Source organism: Isoptericola hypogeus, assembly GCF_039531145.1.
Classification (GTDB): domain Bacteria; phylum Actinomycetota; class Actinomycetes; order Actinomycetales; family Cellulomonadaceae; genus Isoptericola; species Isoptericola hypogeus.
The window spans coordinates 1,582,581-1,600,331 of the sequence record NZ_BAAAPM010000003.1; the positions used below are offsets into that span (position 1 = coordinate 1,582,581).

Consider the following 17,751-nt stretch of genomic DNA (forward strand, 5'->3'; position numbering starts at 1 on the left):
GCGTGGCACGGGGGCGACCGTCGGCCGCCCCTCGCCCGCGTGGCCGCTGTCTGGCAGCGCCCACGGGCGCCCGGTGACGTGACCCGGAATGACTGCTCCAGTCTACCTGCCGAGGGGGTCGGATCCGCGGATTCACGGCCCTGGATGCACCACGAGATGCAGGATCACACGGCCCTGGGCGCGGTTTCTCCACACGGTTGTCCACAGGCTCTGGTCCGGGTCCGATCCGGGCGTCCCGGCTGCCCGTATTTCAGCCTTATATCGGATTCTTCAGAGTTCACCCGCTAGCGGGTGAAAGGTGGTAGTAATGCGACGCTCCTCCCTCCCCGCGCGGGCCATGTGCGCCCGCCGCCACCCACGAAGGGACCACCCGAACCGTGAAGAGGACCCTGGCGGGCGTCGCCGTGTCGACGCTCGCCCTCGGCGGGATGCTCGTCGCCACCGCGGCGCCCGCCTCCGCCCACACCCCCGAAGCGTCCGCCACGTGCGACACGCTCACCGTGAACCTCCAGGCCTACGCCGACGACCGGGACGGACGGACGAACACGGTCACCGTCACCGTCGACGGCGCGACCGTGATCCAGACGAACTTCGGCGGCTCGTACTACAACGACGAGATCGACCTCGTCGGAAGCTCCTCCTGGTCCGTCTCCGTCGACGCCTGGGACGGACACGACGGCACGCAGTACGACTGGTCCGACGACGGGACGCTCGAGTCGTGCCCGGCCTACCAGACCGGGGTCTACGTGTACGAGAAGGAAGAGAAGGATGAGCCCGCGAGCTGGGACAACTCCCTGCAGCAGACCTTCGTGACGTCCCGCGACGGCGCGCGGTTCTGGACGAAGGGCGAGCTGCCCGTCGAGGACCTCCCCGAGTTCGTCTGCGGCCCCGGCTGGGCCGTCCAGCAGGACATCGTCAAGCTGGACGAGGTCTGGGCCGGCTGGCCGGGCACGATCGAGCCCCCGGTGGGCAAGCTCGGTCGGTGGCTGGTGCAGGACGGCTCCGTCCACCAGGAGCTGAGCGACCTCGTCGAGGTGCCGGACTGCGGCACCGATTCGCCCGAGCCGGTGACGCTCCCCGAACCGACGCCGGTCGACGTGTGCGGCACCGACGAGGACGCAGTGACGCTGCCGACCTCGGAGCTCGTGACGTACGCCGAGCAGTGGAACGACGACCGCTCGAGCGTCGTCGTCACGGCCACGTCGAAGGACGGCGTCGAGCTGCCCGAGGGCACGACGACCACGTGGACCTTCGACTTCGACACCGCGGCCTGCGAGGTCGAGCTGCCGGTCACGACGCCCGAGGTCCCGCAGGTCACGGACCTGTGCGGCGTCGAGAACGACGAGGTAGGCCTGCCCGCCGACAGCGAGACCGTGACCTACGCGTCGACCGCCGACGGCATCGTCGCCACGGCCGCCGAGGGCTACACGCTGGGTGAGCTGCCGGAGGGGTATACCTCGACCGGGACGACCACGGCGACCTACGCCGTCTCGTCGGAGGCGTTCACGGACGTCGACTGCGCGCTCGTCCCCGGCGACATCGCCGCGGTCTGCGAGTCCGAGGTCCCGTACCTCGGGTACGAGGTCGGGCTGCCCGAGGGCCTTGTCGTCGACGACGAGACGCCCCTCACGGTCACCTTCGTCAACCCGGACGGCGAGGACTACGTCGTGACCGACCAGCCGCTCGCCGGGAGCCTGCTGTGGCCGGGCGCGTCGGACACCGAGCCGCTGCAGTGGCCGGGCTGGGAGCAGCAGGCCGACGGCTCCTACGTCGAGACGGACGGGAACTACGCGTGGACCCGTGACGGCGTCCAGGTGCGGTTCGAGGTCAACCCCGACTACGTGACCGTGGTCGATTACCCGGCCGCGTCGACGCAGTGCGCCAACCCGCCCGGGATGGGCGGCGGTGACGTGGTCGCCGGGGCGACGCCCGAGGGCCCGCAGCTCGCCGCCACCGGCGCCACGGTGGCCGGGGTCGCGGGCATCGCGGTGCTGCTCGTCGGCGGCGGCGCGACGCTGTTCTGGCTGCGCCGGCGCCTGCAGGAGCGCTGAAGCAGCGCTGACCGCGTGATCGGGCCACGCTGACGCCGGCCCGCCACGCAGGACGGGCCCGACCGGATCTCCGGTCGGGCCCGTCGTGTCTCGCCGTCGTTGCGGGTGCGGTCCGCTACCCGTACGTGTCCCGGGGCCCGGGACCGCGCACCGATCGGCGGCCCTTGCGAAAGCCCGGCCCGGCGGGGCCGAGGACGGTCACCTGGTCGACGACGCCCTCGCCGACCTCCTCCGCCAGCCGACGCAGCAGCGTGGGGACGAGGAGCCGCACCTGCGTGGCCCACGCTGTGGAGTCGGCGCGCACCACCAGGACCTTGTCCTCGAAAGTCTCCGGCTGGCAGTGGTCGGCGACCTGGTCGCCGACCACCTCGCGCCACCGTCCGATGACGCCGCCCACCGAGACGTCGGCCGTCCAGCCCTTGTCGCGCAGGAGCCGGCCGAGGACCTCGGACAGCAGCTGGGGGTCGCGCGCGCCCGGCCCCTTGTGGCCGCTGTGCGGCTCCGCGAGCGGTGACCGGCGGGCCGGGGATCCGGGGCGCAGGCCCTTCGCCCGTGCCGCCGCCTTCGCCCTGTTGAGCGCCTCCCGGGCCACCTCGACCGCCGGCGTCAGCTCGGTCCGATCGCCCACCGGTCGCAGGTCCCCCTCGCGCCTCCGCCGACCCGGCGTGGCGCCCTCGCCCTCCTCGGCCGGCTCGCCGTCCATCGGTGCCTGGCCGGCCGACGGCTCCGCGCCGTCGTCCGCTCCGTCACGACGCACGGCGCACCTCGCCCGGGGTGACCTCGAACCGCGCCCCGAGCAGGCCGGCCGGTACGTCCTGGGGCACGGCCGCCGTGACCAGGACCTGCCGCGCGGGGACGACGAGCTCCGCGAGGCGCTCACGGCGCCGCACGTCGAGCTCCGCGAACACGTCGTCGAGGACGAGGACCGGGTCGGCGTCCGTGCCGTGATCCGGGTCCCAGAAGGCGTCCTCCGGTGCCGTCCCCTCGGCCGGGTCCGGCCGCACGTCCGACGGCGCGCCCGCGCCGCCGCCGAGCAACCGGTACGACGCGAGCCGCAGCGCGAGCGCGAACGACCAGGACTCGCCGTGGCTCGCGTAGCCCTTCGCCGGCAGCCCGCCGAGCGTGAGCACCAGGTCGTCCCGGTGCGGCCCGACGAGGCTCGCGCCGCGCTCGACCTCCTGGTCCCGCAGGTGCGTCATCGCGGCGAGCAGAACCTTCTCGAGGTCCGCGGCCGACGGCGCCGCCCGGCCTCGCCCGGCGCCGTACTGAGCCGAGCCGTCGAACTCCGGGACGGTGGACCGGTACGTCAGCTCGGCGTGCCCGTCTGCGTCGCTGACCTGCGCGTACGCGGCCGCCACCTCGGGGCGCAGCGCCTGCACGAGGGCGATCCGCATGGCCAGGATCTGCGCGCCGAGCTGAGCCGCCCGGGCGTCCCACACCTCGAGCGTGGACAGGTCGGCGGTCCGCCCGCCCCGCCGGACGCCCCGCAGCGTCTTCAGCAGGGCCGAGCGCTGCCGCACCACGCGCTCGTAGTCGCTCAGCAGTCCGGCCGCCCGCGGCAGGAGCTGGGTGACCAGCTGGTCGAGGAACCGTCTCCGGCCGTCGGGGTCACCCTTGACGAGTGCGAGGTCCTCGGGGGCGAAGAGCACCGTGCGCAGGATCCCCAGGACGTCACGCGCGCGGCCGGCCTGCCCCCGGTTGACGCGGGCCCGATTGGCCTTGCCGGCCGTGATCTCCAGCTCGACCGTCGACGCGCGGTCGCCGCGCACGATGCGCGTCCGGACCACCGCCCGCTCGGCCCCCGCGCGGATCAGCGGGGTGTCGGTCGCGACGCGGTGGCTGCCGAGCGTGGCCACGTAGCCGATCGCCTCGACGAGGTTGGTCTTGCCCTGCCCGTTGCGCCCCACGAAGGCGTTGGGGCCGGGTTCGAGCTCGACGTCGGCCTCGGCGTAGGACCGGAAGTCGAGGAGCGACAGGTGCGAGACGTACATGGGCTCCTGCGGGCCTGATCAGGCCGGGGGCTCGAGCGGGCCCGCACCGGGGGACGCGGGGCCGGCCGGCCGCACGGCGTGACCGCCGAACTGCTGACGCAGCGCGGCGACCGCCTTCATCGCCGGCGACTCCTCCTGGCGGGAGGCGAACCGCGCGAACAGGGCGGCCGAGATCACCGGCAGGGGCACGGCGTTGTCGATCGCCTCGTCGACCGTCCACCGCCCCTCGCCCGAGTCGTCGACCCAGTCGTCGATGGCCCCCAGCTTGGGGTCTTCCTCGAGCGCCTTGACCATGAGGTCCAGCAGCCACGAGCGCACCACCGTGCCCCGCTGCCAGGCCTTCATCGTGCCGTGCACGTCGGTGACGATGTCCTTGGCCGCGAGCAGCTCGTACCCCTCGGCGTACGCCTGCATGAGGCCGTACTCGATGCCGTTGTGCACCATCTTGGCGAAGTGCCCGGCACCCACCTCACCGGCGTGCACGAAGCCCTCCTCGCGCGGGCCCTCGGGCCGCAGCGCGTCGAAGACCGGCATGAGGTGCTCGACGAGCTCCTTCTGTCCGCCGGCCATGAGGCCGTACCCGTTCTCCAGGCCCCACACGCCTCCCGAGACGCCGACGTCGACGTACCCGACGCCGGTCGTCGCGAGCTCCGCGGCACGCGCCTGGTCCTCGGGGTAGTGGGAGTTGCCGCCCTCGACGACGATGTCGCCCGCGGCCAGCAGCATGCCGAGCTCCTGGACGACGCCGCGCGTCGGGTCGCCGGCCGGCACCATGACCCACACGACCCGTCGACCCTCGGGCAGGGCGGCGACGAGCGCTGCCAGGTCGGCCACGTCGCTGACCTCGGGCCGCGGGTCGTAGCCCGTGACCTCGATGCCGCTGCGCCGCAGCCGCTCGCGCATGTTATTGCCCATCTTGCCCAGGCCGACAAGACCGATGTGGTTGACCATGGTTCCTCCCGGAGGGGTGACGACAGACGGCGGCGCGAGGGCGCTCAGCCGGCGAAGCGGATCGGCACGAGCAGGTAGCGGTACTCCGACGAGTCGTCGCCGTCGAGCGACTCCTGCCCGGTGAACTCGACAGGCTTGTTCGGGTGCGTGAACGACAGGCGGACGAAGTCGGTACCGAGCGCGCCGAGCCCGTCCAGCAGGAACTGCGGGTTGAACGCGACCTGGATGTCCTCGCCGACCAGCACCGCCTCGAGCGCCTCCGACGCCTGCGCGTCGTCGCCCTGACCGGCGTCGAGCACGACCTGCCCGTCGGTGAACGACAGGCGGATCGGGGTGTTGCGCTCCGCCACGAGCGACACGCGCTTCGCGGCCTCGATGAGCGGCCCGGTGGCCACGACGGCGTGGATCGGCGTCGCGTCCGGGAACAGCCGTCGCACCGGGGGGTAGTCGCCGTCCACCAGCTGCGACGTCGTGTGGCGTCCGCCCGCCTCGAAGCCGATGAGGTCGACGCCCTGGCCTGTGGACAGACCGACGTTGACCAGGCCGCCGCCGCTGCCGAGCGACTTGGCGACGTCGGTCAGGGTCCGGGCGCGCACCAGCGCGACGGCGGAGTACCCGGGGGTCGCCGGCGTCCACACGAGCTCCCGCAGCGCGAGCCGGTAGCGGTCGGTGGCGATGAGCGTGATGCGCTCGCCCTCGATCTCCATCCGCACGCCGGTGAGCAGCGGCAAGGTGTCGTCGCGGCTGGCGGCGACGCTGACCTGCGCGACGGCGTGCGTGAGGGCGTCCCCAGAGACGGTGCCGCTGAGCTCGGGCATCGCGGGGAGGGCCGGGTAGTCCTCGACCGGCATGGTCAGCAACGTGAAGCGGGAGGCGCCGCAGGTGAGGACGACCTTGGTGCCCTCGAGGGTGACGTCGACCGGCTTGTGCGGGAGCGCGCGAGAGATCTCGGCGAGCAGGCGGCCCGAGACCAGCACGGTGCCCGGCTCGGCGACCTCCGCGGGGATCTCCGAGCGCGCGGAGACCTCGTAGTCGAAGCTCGACAGCCCGATCGTGCCCGCGGTGTCCACCTCGATGCGGACCCCCGCCAGCACCGGCGCCGGCGGTCGCGTGGGAAGCGTGCGCGCCGTCCAGGTCACGGCCTCCGCCAGGACGTCACGCTCAACCCGGAACTTCATCCCACTCCTCGAGTTGTCGGTCGGTAGGGGCGACGCCGTGGCGGAGCAGGAGCCGCGAGGATCCGCTGCCCGTTCTCCGACGGCCGTCGTCCGTGCCAAACCCTACGCGAGTCGAGCCTCCCTCGGCACGCGTTCGGTGAGGTGTGTGGACGGGCCGGGCGGCAGTCTGGCGGATCGGCCCGTCAGCCTGATGAAGGCGCGGTGTCTTTTTCCTCTATCAATCAGTAGTCATCGTCATAGGGGTTGTGGATTCTGGGGAGAACCACTGTTTCCGCAGGTCAAAGCTTTGTTCGAGCTGTGGAGGCGGTGGGGGCCGGGGTGTGGAGAACTCCGCCGGCCTGTGGGCGACGGGATCTGTACCCACAGGCGTCCACCGATCTGGGGATCGTCGTCCACGATTTCGGGCCCGTGGTCCACACCGGTCCACAAGTTTGTCCACAGGTGTGAATCGCGCAGGGGACGCCGATGCCCGAGTTGTCCACGACGCCCTTCCACAGGCCTGGGGACGAGGAGCCTCGGCACGCGGTAGTTCCCGCCTGTGGCTGTGGGTACACATGTGGAAAGCGGTCCGGGGCGCGGGGGAACGAAAGCTGCTGGACGACGAACGCCCCGTCACGGCCGCATCGGGGCCGGGACGGGGCGTTCGAGGAGTCGTTCGTCGTGGCGTTGTTCAGCCGCGGTGCTGCTGCTTGATGCGGCTCGTGAGCTCGGTCACCTGGTTGTAGGTGGAGCGGCGCTCCGCCATCTGGCCGGCGATCTTCCTGTTCGCGTGCATGACCGTCGTGTGGTCGCGGCCGCCGAACTGCTGCCCGATCTTGGGCAGCGACAGGTCGGTCAGCTCGCGGCACAGGTACATGGCGATCTGTCGGGCGGTGACGAGCACGCGCGACCGTGACGATCCGCACAGGTCGTCGATCGTCAGCCCGAAGTACGCGGCTGTCTGCGCGATGACCATCGACGGGGTGATCTCCGCCGTGTCGTCGTCGGTGATGAGGTCCTTGAGGACGATCTCCGCCAGCGCCAGGTCGACCTGCTGCCTGTTGAGGTTGGCGAACGCGGTCACCCGGATGAGCGCCCCCTCGAGCTCCCGGATGTTCGTGGAGATGCGCGAGCCGATGTAGCTCAGGACCTCGGCAGGGACGTCGAGCCGCTCGCTTGCCGCCTTCTTGCGGAGGATGGCGATCCGGGTCTCGAGGTCCGGGGGTTGGACGTCGGTGATCAGGCCCCACTCGAAGCGCGACCGCAGGCGGTCCTCGAAACCGTTGAGCTGCTTGGGCGGGACGTCGGAGGTGATGACGACCTGCTTGTTGGCGTTGTGCAGGGCGTTGAAGGTGTGGAAGAACTCCTCCATCGTCTGTTCCTTGCCCTGCAGGAACTGGATGTCGTCGATGAGGAGCACGTCGACGTCGCGGTACCGGCGCTGGAACGCGCCCGCGCGGCCCTCGCCGATGCTGTTGATGAAGTCGTTGGTGAACTCCTCGGAGTTCACGTACCGGACCCGCACGTGGGGATACAGGTTGTGGGCGTAGTGCCCGATGGCGTGCAGGAGGTGTGTCTTGCCCAGCCCCGAGTCGCCGTAGATGAACAAGGGGTTGTACGCCTTCGCCGGCGCCTCGGCGACCGCCACGGCGGCCGCGTGCGCGAACCGGTTGGACGAGCCGATGACGAACGTCTCGAAGATGTACTTCGGGTTGAGCCGGGTGGGCTCCGCAGACTGCTTCGGGCTCGGCGGGAGCACGGGTGCGTCCGGCTCGTCGGCGACGCCTGTCTCCATCGGCGGCGCCGTGTAGTCCTGCGAGGGACCTGTGAGCGTGTCGCTGCTCAGTTCGGGGTCGACGGTGATCCCGAACCGGATGTCCCGCCCGAGGGTGGACGCCATCGCGGAGGCGAGCTGGTCGCGCACGCTCGTCTCGAGGTAGGTGCGCGTCTGCTCGTGCGGGACCGCGATGAAGACGGTGTCGTCGAGGATCGCCATGGGCTTGGCGAGCTTGATGAAGGCGAGCTGCCGGGCCGTCATGTCCGGCCGAGCCTCGAGGGTGGCGAGGGTGTGCGCCCAGACGTCGGTGATGTTCTCGTCCGGCTGGGCCACGGGCGTCGTCCTTGTCGATCGGAATGGTCGTTCGGGCTGGCGATGAGGCCGTGAGTCTGCCACGCTCGTCGCCCGTCCACACAGTTGTCCACATGCTGTGGAAGCTGTGGACAACCCTGTGGGCGATCGATGCGGCTGACGACCGCAGCGGGCACGGAGCGCGACGTCGCGCCGAGGTGCGTGAGGTCTTCGCCATCGTAGCCAACCCGGTCCGCGGATGGTCGGTCGCGGCGTCGCGGACCGGCCCGGGCCGGTTTGACCTTGCACCCCTCGACGGCGTAACGTCGGACAGCCGTTCCAGGTCCTTTCGCGCGCCCTCATGCGGGCTGCCGGTCCTCGGGGCGGTCGGTCGGCACCCTGCGTCATCTGATGCACACCGACCTGTTGCCCGGCATCGTCGAGGAACTGACGGTGTGCCTCCCCGACGTTTCTTGGAGTACCTCGTGAGCAAGCGGACCTTCCAGCCGAACACCCGCCGTCGTGCCAAGACCCACGGCTTCCGGCTGCGCATGCGCACCCGTGCCGGCCGCGCCATCCTGGCGAACCGCCGGCGCAAGGGTCGCGTCGAGCTCTCTGCCTGACGCGTGCTGCCCGCGGCGCACCGACTGCGCCGTTCCGTCGACTTCGAACGGGCGGTGCGCCGCGGCGCGCGTGCAGGTCGATCGACCGTGGTGGTCCATCTCGTCCTCGACCCCGAGGGTGACGGTCCGCCACAGGTCGGTCTTGTCGTCTCCAAGGCCGTGGGGAACGCCGTGCACCGAAACCAGGTGAAGCGCCGGCTCCGTCATGCCGCGCGACGCCACCTGGCGTCGCTGCCGCATGGTGCGCGCGTCGTCGTCCGGGCACTTCCGCCCGCGGCGGGGTGCTCGTTCGCGGACCTGGACCGCGACCTCGATCGTTGCCTTGCGCGCGCCGTCGAGCGCGTCGACCCGTCCGTGGGGGCGGCGCGATGAGCACGCCCGCGCTCGGGCGCGAGGCCCTGCGAAATCTCCCCACCACCGTCCTGATCGGGATGCTTCGCGTCTATCAGGCGGTCGTCTCCCCGTTGACCGGCCCTACCTGCAAGTACTACCCGTCCTGCTCGCAGTACGCGATCATCGCGATCCGCACGCACGGGACGCTGCGGGGGACCGGTCTCGCGCTGTGGCGCATCCTGCGGTGCAACCCCTGGAGCCTCGGCGGCGTCGACGACGTCCCGCCGGCTCGTCCGAAGCACGTCCACGACGACGCGCCGGACCACGAGCACCGCGGCGCCCCTCGCCACTGACCTCCCCGGTCGGCGCCACCGGGATCCCAGACTTTCCGACCAAGGAGACATTTCGGGATGATCGACACCATCCTCTACCCCCTCGAGTGGGTCGTGGCCTGGATCATGTACGGGTCCCACGCACTTTTCACGACGCTCGGCATGCAGGACGGGCCGGGCTGGGCCTGGGTGTTCTCGATCGTCGCGCTGACCATCGTCATCCGCATCGCGCTCATCCCGCTGTTCTTCAAGCAGATCAAGGCGTCGCGGGGCATGCAGACGATGCAGCCCGAGCTGCAGGCGATCCAGAAGAAGTACAAGGGCAAGTCGGACCCGGCATCTCGCGAGGCCATGGGCCGCGAGACGATGGAGCTCTACCGCAAGCACGGCACCAACCCGCTGGCGTCGTGCCTGCCGATCCTGCTGCAGTCGCCCATCTTCTTCGCGCTGTTCCGGGTGCTCAACTACATGTCCGCAATCGCGGACGGCTCACGTGATCCGATCGGCCCGATCAACCAACAGGTCGCCGCGGACATCGAGTCGTCTTCGCTCTTCGGCGCACAGCTCTCCGACGTGTTCCGCACGACTGATTCCACGACCTCGCGGATCGTCGTCATCTGCCTCATCGTCCTGATGAGCGCCACGATGTTCTTCACGCAGCGACAGCTCACCATGAAGAACATGCCGAAGGCCGCCCTCGAAGGTCCGATGGCGAGCACGCAGAAGATGATGCTGTACATCCTCCCGGTGATCTTCTTGATCTCGGGCATCAACTTCCCCGTGGGCGTGCTGATCTACTGGGTCATCTCGAACCTGTGGTCGATGGGGCAGCAGTTCTACACGATCAAGCGGATGCCGGCTCCCGGGTCGGAGGCTGAGCGGCTGCTGAAGGAGAAGCAGGCCCGCAAGGCCCTGGCCAAGGGCGCCGTCGAGGCGGAGCCGGAGCCCGAGCCGGAGAAGCCGAAGGGCCAGCGCGAGCAGCCCAAGCGCAAGAACCGGCAGAAGCGACGCTGAGCACCGAGAGGGACATGACGACGGACATGAGCACCCAGACCCCTGTGGACCAGGATCCCGACCGCACCGCCCGCCTCGAGGAGGAAGGCGAGGTCGCTGCGGACTATCTCGAGGAGCTGCTCGACATTGCCGATCTCGACGGCGACATCGACCTCGACATCCGGCACGACCGAGCCGCGGTGGAGGTCGTCGCGGAGGAGCAGAACTCATTGTCGGTGCTCGTGGGGCGCGACGGCGAGGTTCTGGAGGCCCTGCAGGAGCTGACCCGCCTTGCCGTGCAGGCGCGGACGGGGGAGCGGAGCCGTCTCATGCTCGATGTCGCCGGCTTCCGCGCGACCCGCCGGAGCGAGCTGACGGCCCTCGCCGAGCGCGCCGTGGCCCAGGTGCGCGAGTCCGGTGAGGAGCTCGAGCTCGAGCCGCTCAACGCGTTCGAGCGCAAGGTGGTGCACGACGTCGTCGCCGAGTCTGGCCTGGTGAGCGACTCGCGCGGCGTCGAGCCGGAGCGATATGTGGTGGTTCAGCCCGCGCCCGCGGCTGAGTGACATCGTTTCGAGGGCCCGCCGTTTCACGTGAAACGGCGGGCCCTCGTGCTGGTCCGGAGGGCGGGGACGAGGTCATGGGCGCGGAACGTAGGAGACGAGGGACGCGACACGCTCCCGACACGAAGGGGATGACATGACTGAGCAGGACCCCGATCAGCTGGCCGACGCCGCCCTGGGATCGAGCGAGTCCGTCCGTGCGTTCTTCGGCGATCGCTATGACGCGATAGCCGCGTTCGCGGAGAAGCTCCGGGTCGAGGGGGAGCTTAGAGGGCTCATCGGTCCGCGCGAGGTGCCGCGCCTGTGGGAGCGTCACCTGCTGAACTCCGCTGCTGTCCTGCCCCATCTGTCGACGGCGACGAGTATCGGCGACGTGGGCTCCGGTGCCGGCCTACCGGGCATCATCGTGGCGATCATGCGCCCCGACGCGCAGGTATACCTCATCGAACCGATGGAACGTCGGACGGCCTGGCTCTTCGAGTTGCGCGACGAGTTGGGACTCGAGAACGTGCTCGTCAAGCGCGGTCGCGCCGAGGAGTATCACGGTGCCTTCGAGGTCGACGTCGTGACGTCGCGAGCGGTGGCCGCGCTGTCGAAGCTTGCACGCATGAGTCTTCCGTTGGTGCGCCGCGGTGGCGAGATGGTCGTCCTGAAGGGGCGCAACGTCGCGCAGGAGATCGAGCCGGCGCGGAAGGTGCTGCGGTCGTTCAAGTCGTCGGAGCCTGAGATCTTCGAGGGCATCACAGTCGATGGTGTGGAGCCGACGACCATCCTTCGCGTGCGCCGGGGGTAACTGATTTTCGGGGTGCCATCTCCCGCGGTGACCTGCAACGATGCGGTGTGTGTCCCCGTGGGTGACGACGCCTGGCTTCGGTTTGTCCACGGGTCGGAGTTTCGACCCCTGGTGCCCGGTTCTGACACCGTAGAGTGAGCGCGGAGTCTGGAGGGTCTCGCCATTGTGGGCGTGACGGTCCGGCAGCAGATGGTGACGAACCGGAGGAGTGGCACGTGAGCACGAGCACGGAACACGTCGACGACGTTCCCCGGGACGATGGGGTTGCGACGACCGGTCCGGCTGTTTCACGTGAAACATTGCCCCGCCTGGACTGGGCCGACGGGGGACTGCCGGCGGGCATCGATGGGCACCGGGCAGCACTCGTCGCTTCGGTGCCGGAAGCCGACGAGTCGACGCCGCTCGCCGCTCAGCTCGCCATCGACGCCCGGCGACGGATCGAGCTCCAGGGGCGACAGTTCCCGAAGCCCGACCGGACGCGCATCATCACGGTCGCGAACCAGAAGGGTGGCGTGGGGAAGACGACCACCACAGTCAACCTCGCGGCCGGGTTAGCACAATCGGGCCTGAAGGTCCTGGTCATCGACAACGACCCGCAGGGCAACGCGTCGACGGCGCTGGGGATCGAGCACCGTGCGGGCACGCCATCGATCTACGAGGTGCTGATCGATGACGAACCGATGGAGAACACGATCCAGGAGTGCCCTGCCGTGCCGGGACTCTACGGCGTTCCGGCCACGATCGACCTTTCGGGCGCCGAGATCGAGCTGGTGTCGCTTGTTTCACGTGAAACACGGCTGCGGCGAGCGCTCGATGCGTATCTCGAACAGCGAGTGGCCAAAGGTGAGGAGCCCATCGACTACGTCCTGGTCGATTGCCCTCCGAGCCTCGGTCTTCTCACCGTCAACGCATTCGTCGTCGGGCGCGAAGTGCTGATCCCGATCCAGTGCGAGTACTACGCGCTCGAGGGATTGAGCCAGCTGCTGAAGACGATCGACCTGATCAAGGCGCATCTCAATCGTGAGCTGCGTGTCTCCACCATCCTGCTGACCATGTACGACGGCAGGACGAACCTCGCGCAGCAGGTTGCGGCTGAGGTCAGGGAGCACTTCCCTGCTCAGACACTGCGGACGACCGTTCCGCGCTCGGTGCGGATCTCTGAGGCACCCAGCCACGCGCAGACGGTGATGACCTACGATCCCGGCTCGACCGGGGCGTTGGCCTACCTCGAGGCTGCACGTGAGCTCACCGAGCGCGCGGCGCAGCGCGCTCACCTGCAGTGATGGCCCATCGTGGAGCAGTGACGCTCCACGATGCGCGAACGCGACGGCTTGGACAGACGACGACGGGGCGTCAGAGCCCCACGGTTCAGGAGGCACGAGCATGAGTCAGAAGAAGCGGGGCCTGGGCCGCGGACTGGGTGCGCTCATCCCGTCGGGACCTGAGAACGAGCGTCCCGTGGACGTCTTCTTCCCCACGTCCGACAAGAGCGGCAGCGGGACCAGCGCTACTGGTACGGCAGTAGCGGAGCGTCCCGACGACGGCAGCGAAGAGCCTGATGGCGCGGACGGCCCAGGGAAGTCGAAGGCGCGCTCCGCGTCGTGGGACTCTGCGATCTCGGGCGGCCGGCTACGGATCCGCACTGGCGGGAACGGTGCGCGGCCCGAGTTCGGTGAGGCCGATCCAGTACAGAACGAAATCCTGGACAGAGACTCTCAAGAGGTGTCCGCTCACGGTGCCCACCCTGACGGCGAGCCGGCAGGGCATGGCCCTCTCCGGTCTGCGGCTGGACTCGGCGACCCGGACCCTGGTTCGTCGCTCGGCGTGATCACGCGCATCACGGTCTCTCAGGCGGAGGGCGCGGATCCCGCCACCGCCGTGCCCGAGGGGGACCTGAGCGTCGAGAACGGTGAACCAGCGCGAGACGATGACGAAGCGAGTGTGGAGAACGGGGCTGCTGTCGGCACGGGCGATGCCGCCACGACCCCTCAGGACGATGTTTCACGTGAAACCGACCTGCTCCCGGTACCTGGCGCCTACTTTGCCGAGGTCCCGGTCGCTGCCATCCGCCCGAACACCTGGCAGCCCCGTACGGTATTCGACGAGGGCGACCTCGACGAGCTCGTGGACTCGATCTCCGAGATCGGTGTGCTGCAGCCGATCGTCGTGCGACCTGACAAGGAGGTCGCAGACCAGTACGAGCTCATCATGGGCGAGCGCCGGTGGCGCGCTTCCCAGGCGGCTGGGCTCGAGACGATCCCCGCGATCGTGCGCTCCACCGAGGACTCGGACATGCTCCGGGACGCTCTGCTGGAGAACTTGCATCGTGCCGCGCTCAACCCATTGGAAGAGGCCGCCGCCTACCGCCAGTTGCTCGACGATTTCGGGTGCACTCACGAGGAGCTTGCAAGCAGAATCGCGCGGTCACGTCCGCAGATCTCGAACACGCTGCGGCTCCTCAAGTTGCCCCCGCTGGTACAGCGACGGGTGGCAGCCGGTGTGCTCTCCGCGGGTCATGCGCGCGCGTTGCTCGGTCTTTCTGACGGGGCAGAGATTGAGCGGCTCGCGCAAAGGATCGTCTCCGAAGGCCTGTCCGTCAGGGCGACGGAGGAGATCGTGACGCTTCTGACCAGCGGGGACGCCGAGAAGGCCGCGCGCCGAACCCCGCGCGCCGGGCAGCGGAGCGAGGCGATGGACGAGCTCGCGACGCGGCTGTCCGACCGATTCGAGACCCGCGTCAAGGTGAACCTCGGCAAGACGAAGGGCCGGCTCACGGTCGAGTTCGCGTCGGTCGACGATCTCAATCGAATCCTCGAAGTAATGGCTCCGCAGGATCCCGGGCTGCTGCGTTCCTGAGCATCGACGACGGGCGGAGGGTCGGGTCGTGTTTCACGTGAAACACGACCCGACCCTTCAGTCGTTTCGGCTCGGGGTCCGGTTGTCGCAGCGACGGGCAGTGAGTAGCCGCGACCGGGTGTGACGAAAGGTCGTAGTGCTCGCGGCTTAGGCGGGTGCGCCGCGACGTCGTCCTCGATGACCCGAGCGCGAGACTACGCGTCGGACGCCTGGCATTGGTGCGCGAGGTCTTGTTGGCGCCGATCCTTCCGCGCAAAGTCCAGTGGCAGACGCTGTGGGACTCGAACACAGCCAGAGAGCAGTGGCTCGGTTCGGGTTCGGTGGGGGAGTGCAGGGCGTCCCAGGATCCACCACGTGGAGGGGAGATCGTGAGCCCAGACCCGGACCTGGACCTGGACCTGGACCTGGACCTGGACCTCAGGGCCCGCGTGGGGAACCGGAACCGAACCTGGACCTGGACTCAGGCCCCGCGTCGGAACCGGCGGTCGGGAGGTAGACCGGAACTGTCGGAGTTCGTCTTGACCGGGGGCGTCGCAGGACGCGGGGCGCCCCCGAGGATGACGCCGAGCACAGAGGGTCCCGATTCGGGCCATAGGTGGTGCTTGGTGTCCCTCGGAGTTGCGCGCCCGAGGGTGTTTCACGTGGAACGACGCCGCGCTGATGACGATGGCCCTCCGCACGGCCGAGCCGCCTCGGGCGGAGGGTGAGATCCGTCGGTGGTGGTGCGCGGTGCGCCACGAATGGGAGAAGCGAGCGGCTGGGAGGGGAGCCGTTCCACCACGGGCTGGCGCGCCGACCGCAAATCGTGAGGTCGGCCCATGCCCGGGCTCGGGGCGGATCGCCTGGAGTCCATGACGGCGAAGTTCCGCGATGAGCATCCGGCCACGATCGCTGAGGACGGCCGTCGCTGCGGATTGCCGGTCTCTGAGGATGGCGATCGCTGAGGACGGCCAACGCTGAGACCGACGGTGGCGCCTCGACGAGACTCCGGGCCCTCGGTGGCCGACATCTCGCGCAGGCGCCTGGTATCGCGCTGGGTATAGGCGCTGGTCACGTGAGCGCCGCGGGGTCGTAGAGACGTCAGAAGAGGCTGGCCCCAGAAGCGCGCGCGACGCGGACTGTGCGTACGCGAGGGCATGTCGCGGACCGGCGGCACGTGACGGACACGACGCAGCCCATCGTTACCGGGGAGGACACGACCGCAGAGAACAGGAGTGCGATGAGCAGGCAATTCGGCTACAAAGTGCATTCACGCTATCGCACGCATAGGTGATGTCTCCGACCGATATCCGGACCGGCGCTCCGGTGCCGACCGCGACCGACCGCTCCGGTGCCCGCCGCAAGGTGTGCGGGTCGTCCCGTTGGCCGCCGACCGCACCTGGCGTTCATGGCCAGCAACGACCGGAGCGATCGGTGGGGGAGGGTCAGGCACGTACGAGAACCCGCGCGGTCGGTTCCGTGAGCGACCGGGGCCTCTCATGACTCCGCGCCGGTCGTGACTGCCGCGCCGACCATTCAGGTACTCAGCGTGCGAAACGACGAAGGCCGGGTCGTGTTTCACGTGAAACACGACCCGGCCTTCGTCGGGGGGAGCGAGCTCAGACGCTCGGCTCGAGCACGGCGTCGATCTCCTCCTGCAGGGCGCGCTTCGGACGAGCGCCGATGACGGACTTCACCAGCTCACCGCCGGAGTAGACGTTGAGCGTGGGGATCGACGTGATGCCGTAGGCCATCGTCGTCGCCTGGTTGGCGTCGGTGTCGAGCTTGACGATCTTCACCTTGCCCTCGTACTCCTCCGACAACTCCTCGAGGATGGGCGCGACCATGCGGCACGGCCCGCACCAGGTGGCCCAGAAGTCGACGAGGACGGGCACGTCGGACTCGAGGACCTCCGCCTTGAAGGTCTCGTCGGTAACGGCGACGGTAGGCATGGTTGCTCCTTCGGTGTCTGGGGTGGGTGAGTCAGCCCGCGACGGAGTCGAGCGCGTCGTCGAGGGCGGCGGGAAGACCTTCGGGCGTGGGGGTGGAGGGCGTCCCGGCAAGGGCCTGCTCACCTTCACGGTCGGCGAGCTCGGTGAGGAAGGCCTGGGCGTCGAGAGCGGCCGCACAGCCCGAGCCGGCGGCGGTGATGGCCTGTCGGTAGGTGTGGTCGACCGCATCGCCGCAGGCGAAGACTCCGCGCAGGTTGGTGCGCGTCGAGCGGCCCTCGACGAGGATGTAGCCCTCGTCGTCGAGGTCGACCTGGCCCTTGATGAGCTCGGTGCGGGGATCGTGCCCGATGGCGACGAACAGGCCGGTGACGTCGAGCTGACGCTCCTCGCCGGTGACGGTGTCGCGCAGGGCGAGCCCGGAGACCTTGTCGTCGCCGGCGATGCCGACGACCTCGCTGTTCCAGGCGAACTCGATCTTCGGGTCGGCTTCGGCGCGGTCGGCCATGATCTTCGAGGCTCGCAGCCCGTCGCGACGGTGCACGACGGTCACCTTCGACGCGAAACGGGTCAGGAACGTGGCCTCCTCCATGGCGGAGTCGCCGCCGCCCACCACCGCGATGTGCTGGTCGCGGAAGAAGAAGCCGTCGCAGGTGGCGCACCAGGAGACACCGCGACCCGAGAGCCGCTTCTCGTCCTCGAGGCCGAGCTCGCGGTAGGCGGAGCCGGTCGCGAGGATCACGGCGCGGGCGCGGAAGGTCTCGCCACCGCCGGTGACGACCGTCTTCACGTCGCCGGACAGCTCGACCGTCTCGGCGTCGTCCCACAGCACGCGGGCGCCGAACTTCTCTGCCTGCTCGCGCATGGCCTCCATGAGGTCCGGGCCCTGGATGCCGGTGGGGAAGCCGGGGAAGTTCTCGACCTCGGTGGTGTTCATCAACGCGCCGCCCGCGGTGACGGAGCCCGCGATCACGACGGGCGACAGGCCCGCGCGCGCGGCGTACACCGCCGCGGTGTAGCCCGCCGGACCCGAGCCGACGATGACGATGTCGTGCACGGTCGCCTCACCTGCGGTGGCGGTCGCCTGGTCGATCACGTTGTCTCCTGCTCGTCTG

General features: G+C 69.6%; 16 protein-coding genes. 9 read left to right on the forward strand and 7 right to left on the reverse strand.

The window, feature by feature from the left end; genetic code table 11:
- The first annotated feature begins 377 nt into the window (after positions 1–377).
- Positions 378–2,051, forward strand: a complete 1,674-nt coding sequence (locus ABD254_RS09425; protein ID WP_344247863.1) for a hypothetical protein — start codon at positions 378–380, stop codon at positions 2,049–2,051.
- Positions 2,052–2,166: 115 nt separating this feature from the next.
- On the opposite strand, the gene ABD254_RS09430 is transcribed toward ABD254_RS09425, so the two are convergent.
- The 5 genes from ABD254_RS09430 to dnaA form a co-directional block, all read right to left on the reverse strand.
- The gene (locus tag ABD254_RS09430) at positions 2,167–2,808 is read right to left on the reverse strand and encodes a DciA family protein (RefSeq protein ID WP_344247865.1); all 642 of its coding nucleotides are present in this window, start codon (positions 2,806–2,808) and stop codon (positions 2,167–2,169) included.
- Positions 2,798–4,042, reverse strand: a complete 1,245-nt coding sequence (recF, locus tag ABD254_RS09435; protein ID WP_344247867.1) for a DNA replication/repair protein RecF — start codon at positions 4,040–4,042, stop codon at positions 2,798–2,800. Before recF ends, ABD254_RS09430 begins: the two co-directional genes overlap by 11 nt.
- Positions 4,043–4,060: 18 nt before the next feature.
- Positions 4,061–4,993 (reverse strand): phosphogluconate dehydrogenase (NAD(+)-dependent, decarboxylating), encoded by a 933-nt coding sequence (gene gnd, locus ABD254_RS09440; RefSeq protein ID WP_344247869.1) that lies wholly within the window; start codon positions 4,991–4,993, stop codon positions 4,061–4,063.
- A 44-nt stretch (positions 4,994–5,037) separates the two neighbouring features.
- Entirely contained in the window at positions 5,038–6,171 is a 1,134-nt protein-coding gene (gene dnaN, locus ABD254_RS09445) for a DNA polymerase III subunit beta (RefSeq protein WP_344247870.1), read from the reverse strand.
- A gap of 670 nt (positions 6,172–6,841) precedes the next feature.
- Complete coding sequence (gene dnaA / locus ABD254_RS09450; protein ID WP_344247871.1) at positions 6,842–8,260, reverse strand: chromosomal replication initiator protein DnaA; 1,419 nt, start codon at positions 8,258–8,260, stop codon at positions 6,842–6,844.
- Positions 8,261–8,703: 443 nt separating this feature from the next.
- On the opposite strand from dnaA, the gene rpmH reads away from it, so the two are divergent.
- From rpmH to ABD254_RS09490, 8 genes are all read left to right on the forward strand, one after another.
- Positions 8,704–8,841 carry a 50S ribosomal protein L34 gene (gene rpmH / locus ABD254_RS09455; RefSeq protein ID WP_068205264.1) on the forward strand — a complete coding sequence of 46 codons (138 nt, stop codon included), beginning with the start codon at positions 8,704–8,706 and terminating at the stop codon, positions 8,839–8,841.
- 3 nt (positions 8,842–8,844) lie between these two features.
- The gene (rnpA, locus tag ABD254_RS09460; RefSeq protein WP_344247876.1) at positions 8,845–9,213 is read left to right on the forward strand and encodes a ribonuclease P protein component; all 369 of its coding nucleotides are present in this window, start codon (positions 8,845–8,847) and stop codon (positions 9,211–9,213) included.
- On the forward strand, positions 9,210–9,527 hold the full coding sequence (gene yidD, locus ABD254_RS09465; protein ID WP_344247878.1) for a membrane protein insertion efficiency factor YidD: 318 nt from the start codon (positions 9,210–9,212) through the stop codon (positions 9,525–9,527). The genes rnpA and yidD overlap by 4 nt, the downstream gene beginning before the upstream one ends.
- Positions 9,528–9,584: 57 nt before the next feature.
- A complete protein-coding gene (gene yidC, locus ABD254_RS09470; protein ID WP_344247880.1) occupies positions 9,585–10,520 on the forward strand; it encodes a membrane protein insertase YidC in 936 nt (311 codons plus the stop codon).
- A gap of 26 nt (positions 10,521–10,546) precedes the next feature.
- Positions 10,547–11,062: a Jag family protein gene (locus ABD254_RS09475; protein ID WP_344247882.1), complete on the forward strand. Its 516-nt coding sequence runs from the start codon at positions 10,547–10,549 to the stop codon at positions 11,060–11,062.
- A 133-nt stretch (positions 11,063–11,195) separates the two neighbouring features.
- Entirely contained in the window at positions 11,196–11,852 is a 657-nt protein-coding gene (gene rsmG / locus ABD254_RS09480) for a 16S rRNA (guanine(527)-N(7))-methyltransferase RsmG (protein ID WP_344247884.1), read from the forward strand.
- 341 nt (positions 11,853–12,193) lie between these two features.
- Positions 12,194–13,135: a ParA family protein gene (locus tag ABD254_RS09485; protein ID WP_425553736.1), complete on the forward strand. Its 942-nt coding sequence runs from the start codon at positions 12,194–12,196 to the stop codon at positions 13,133–13,135.
- Between the two features lie 100 nt (positions 13,136–13,235).
- Positions 13,236–14,708 carry a ParB/RepB/Spo0J family partition protein gene (locus ABD254_RS09490; RefSeq protein WP_344247888.1) on the forward strand — a complete coding sequence of 491 codons (1,473 nt, stop codon included), beginning with the start codon at positions 13,236–13,238 and terminating at the stop codon, positions 14,706–14,708.
- Between the two features lie 1,598 nt (positions 14,709–16,306).
- Here ABD254_RS09490 and trxA read toward each other — a convergent pair.
- Together trxA and trxB are read right to left on the reverse strand one after the other, a co-directional pair.
- Positions 16,307–16,639: a thioredoxin gene (trxA, locus tag ABD254_RS09495; protein ID WP_344247890.1), complete on the reverse strand. Its 333-nt coding sequence runs from the start codon at positions 16,637–16,639 to the stop codon at positions 16,307–16,309.
- Between the two features lie 31 nt (positions 16,640–16,670).
- Positions 16,671–17,732 carry a thioredoxin-disulfide reductase gene (gene trxB, locus ABD254_RS09500; RefSeq protein WP_425553697.1) on the reverse strand — a complete coding sequence of 354 codons (1,062 nt, stop codon included), beginning with the start codon at positions 17,730–17,732 and terminating at the stop codon, positions 16,671–16,673.
- Positions 17,733–17,751: the final 19 nt, after the last annotated feature.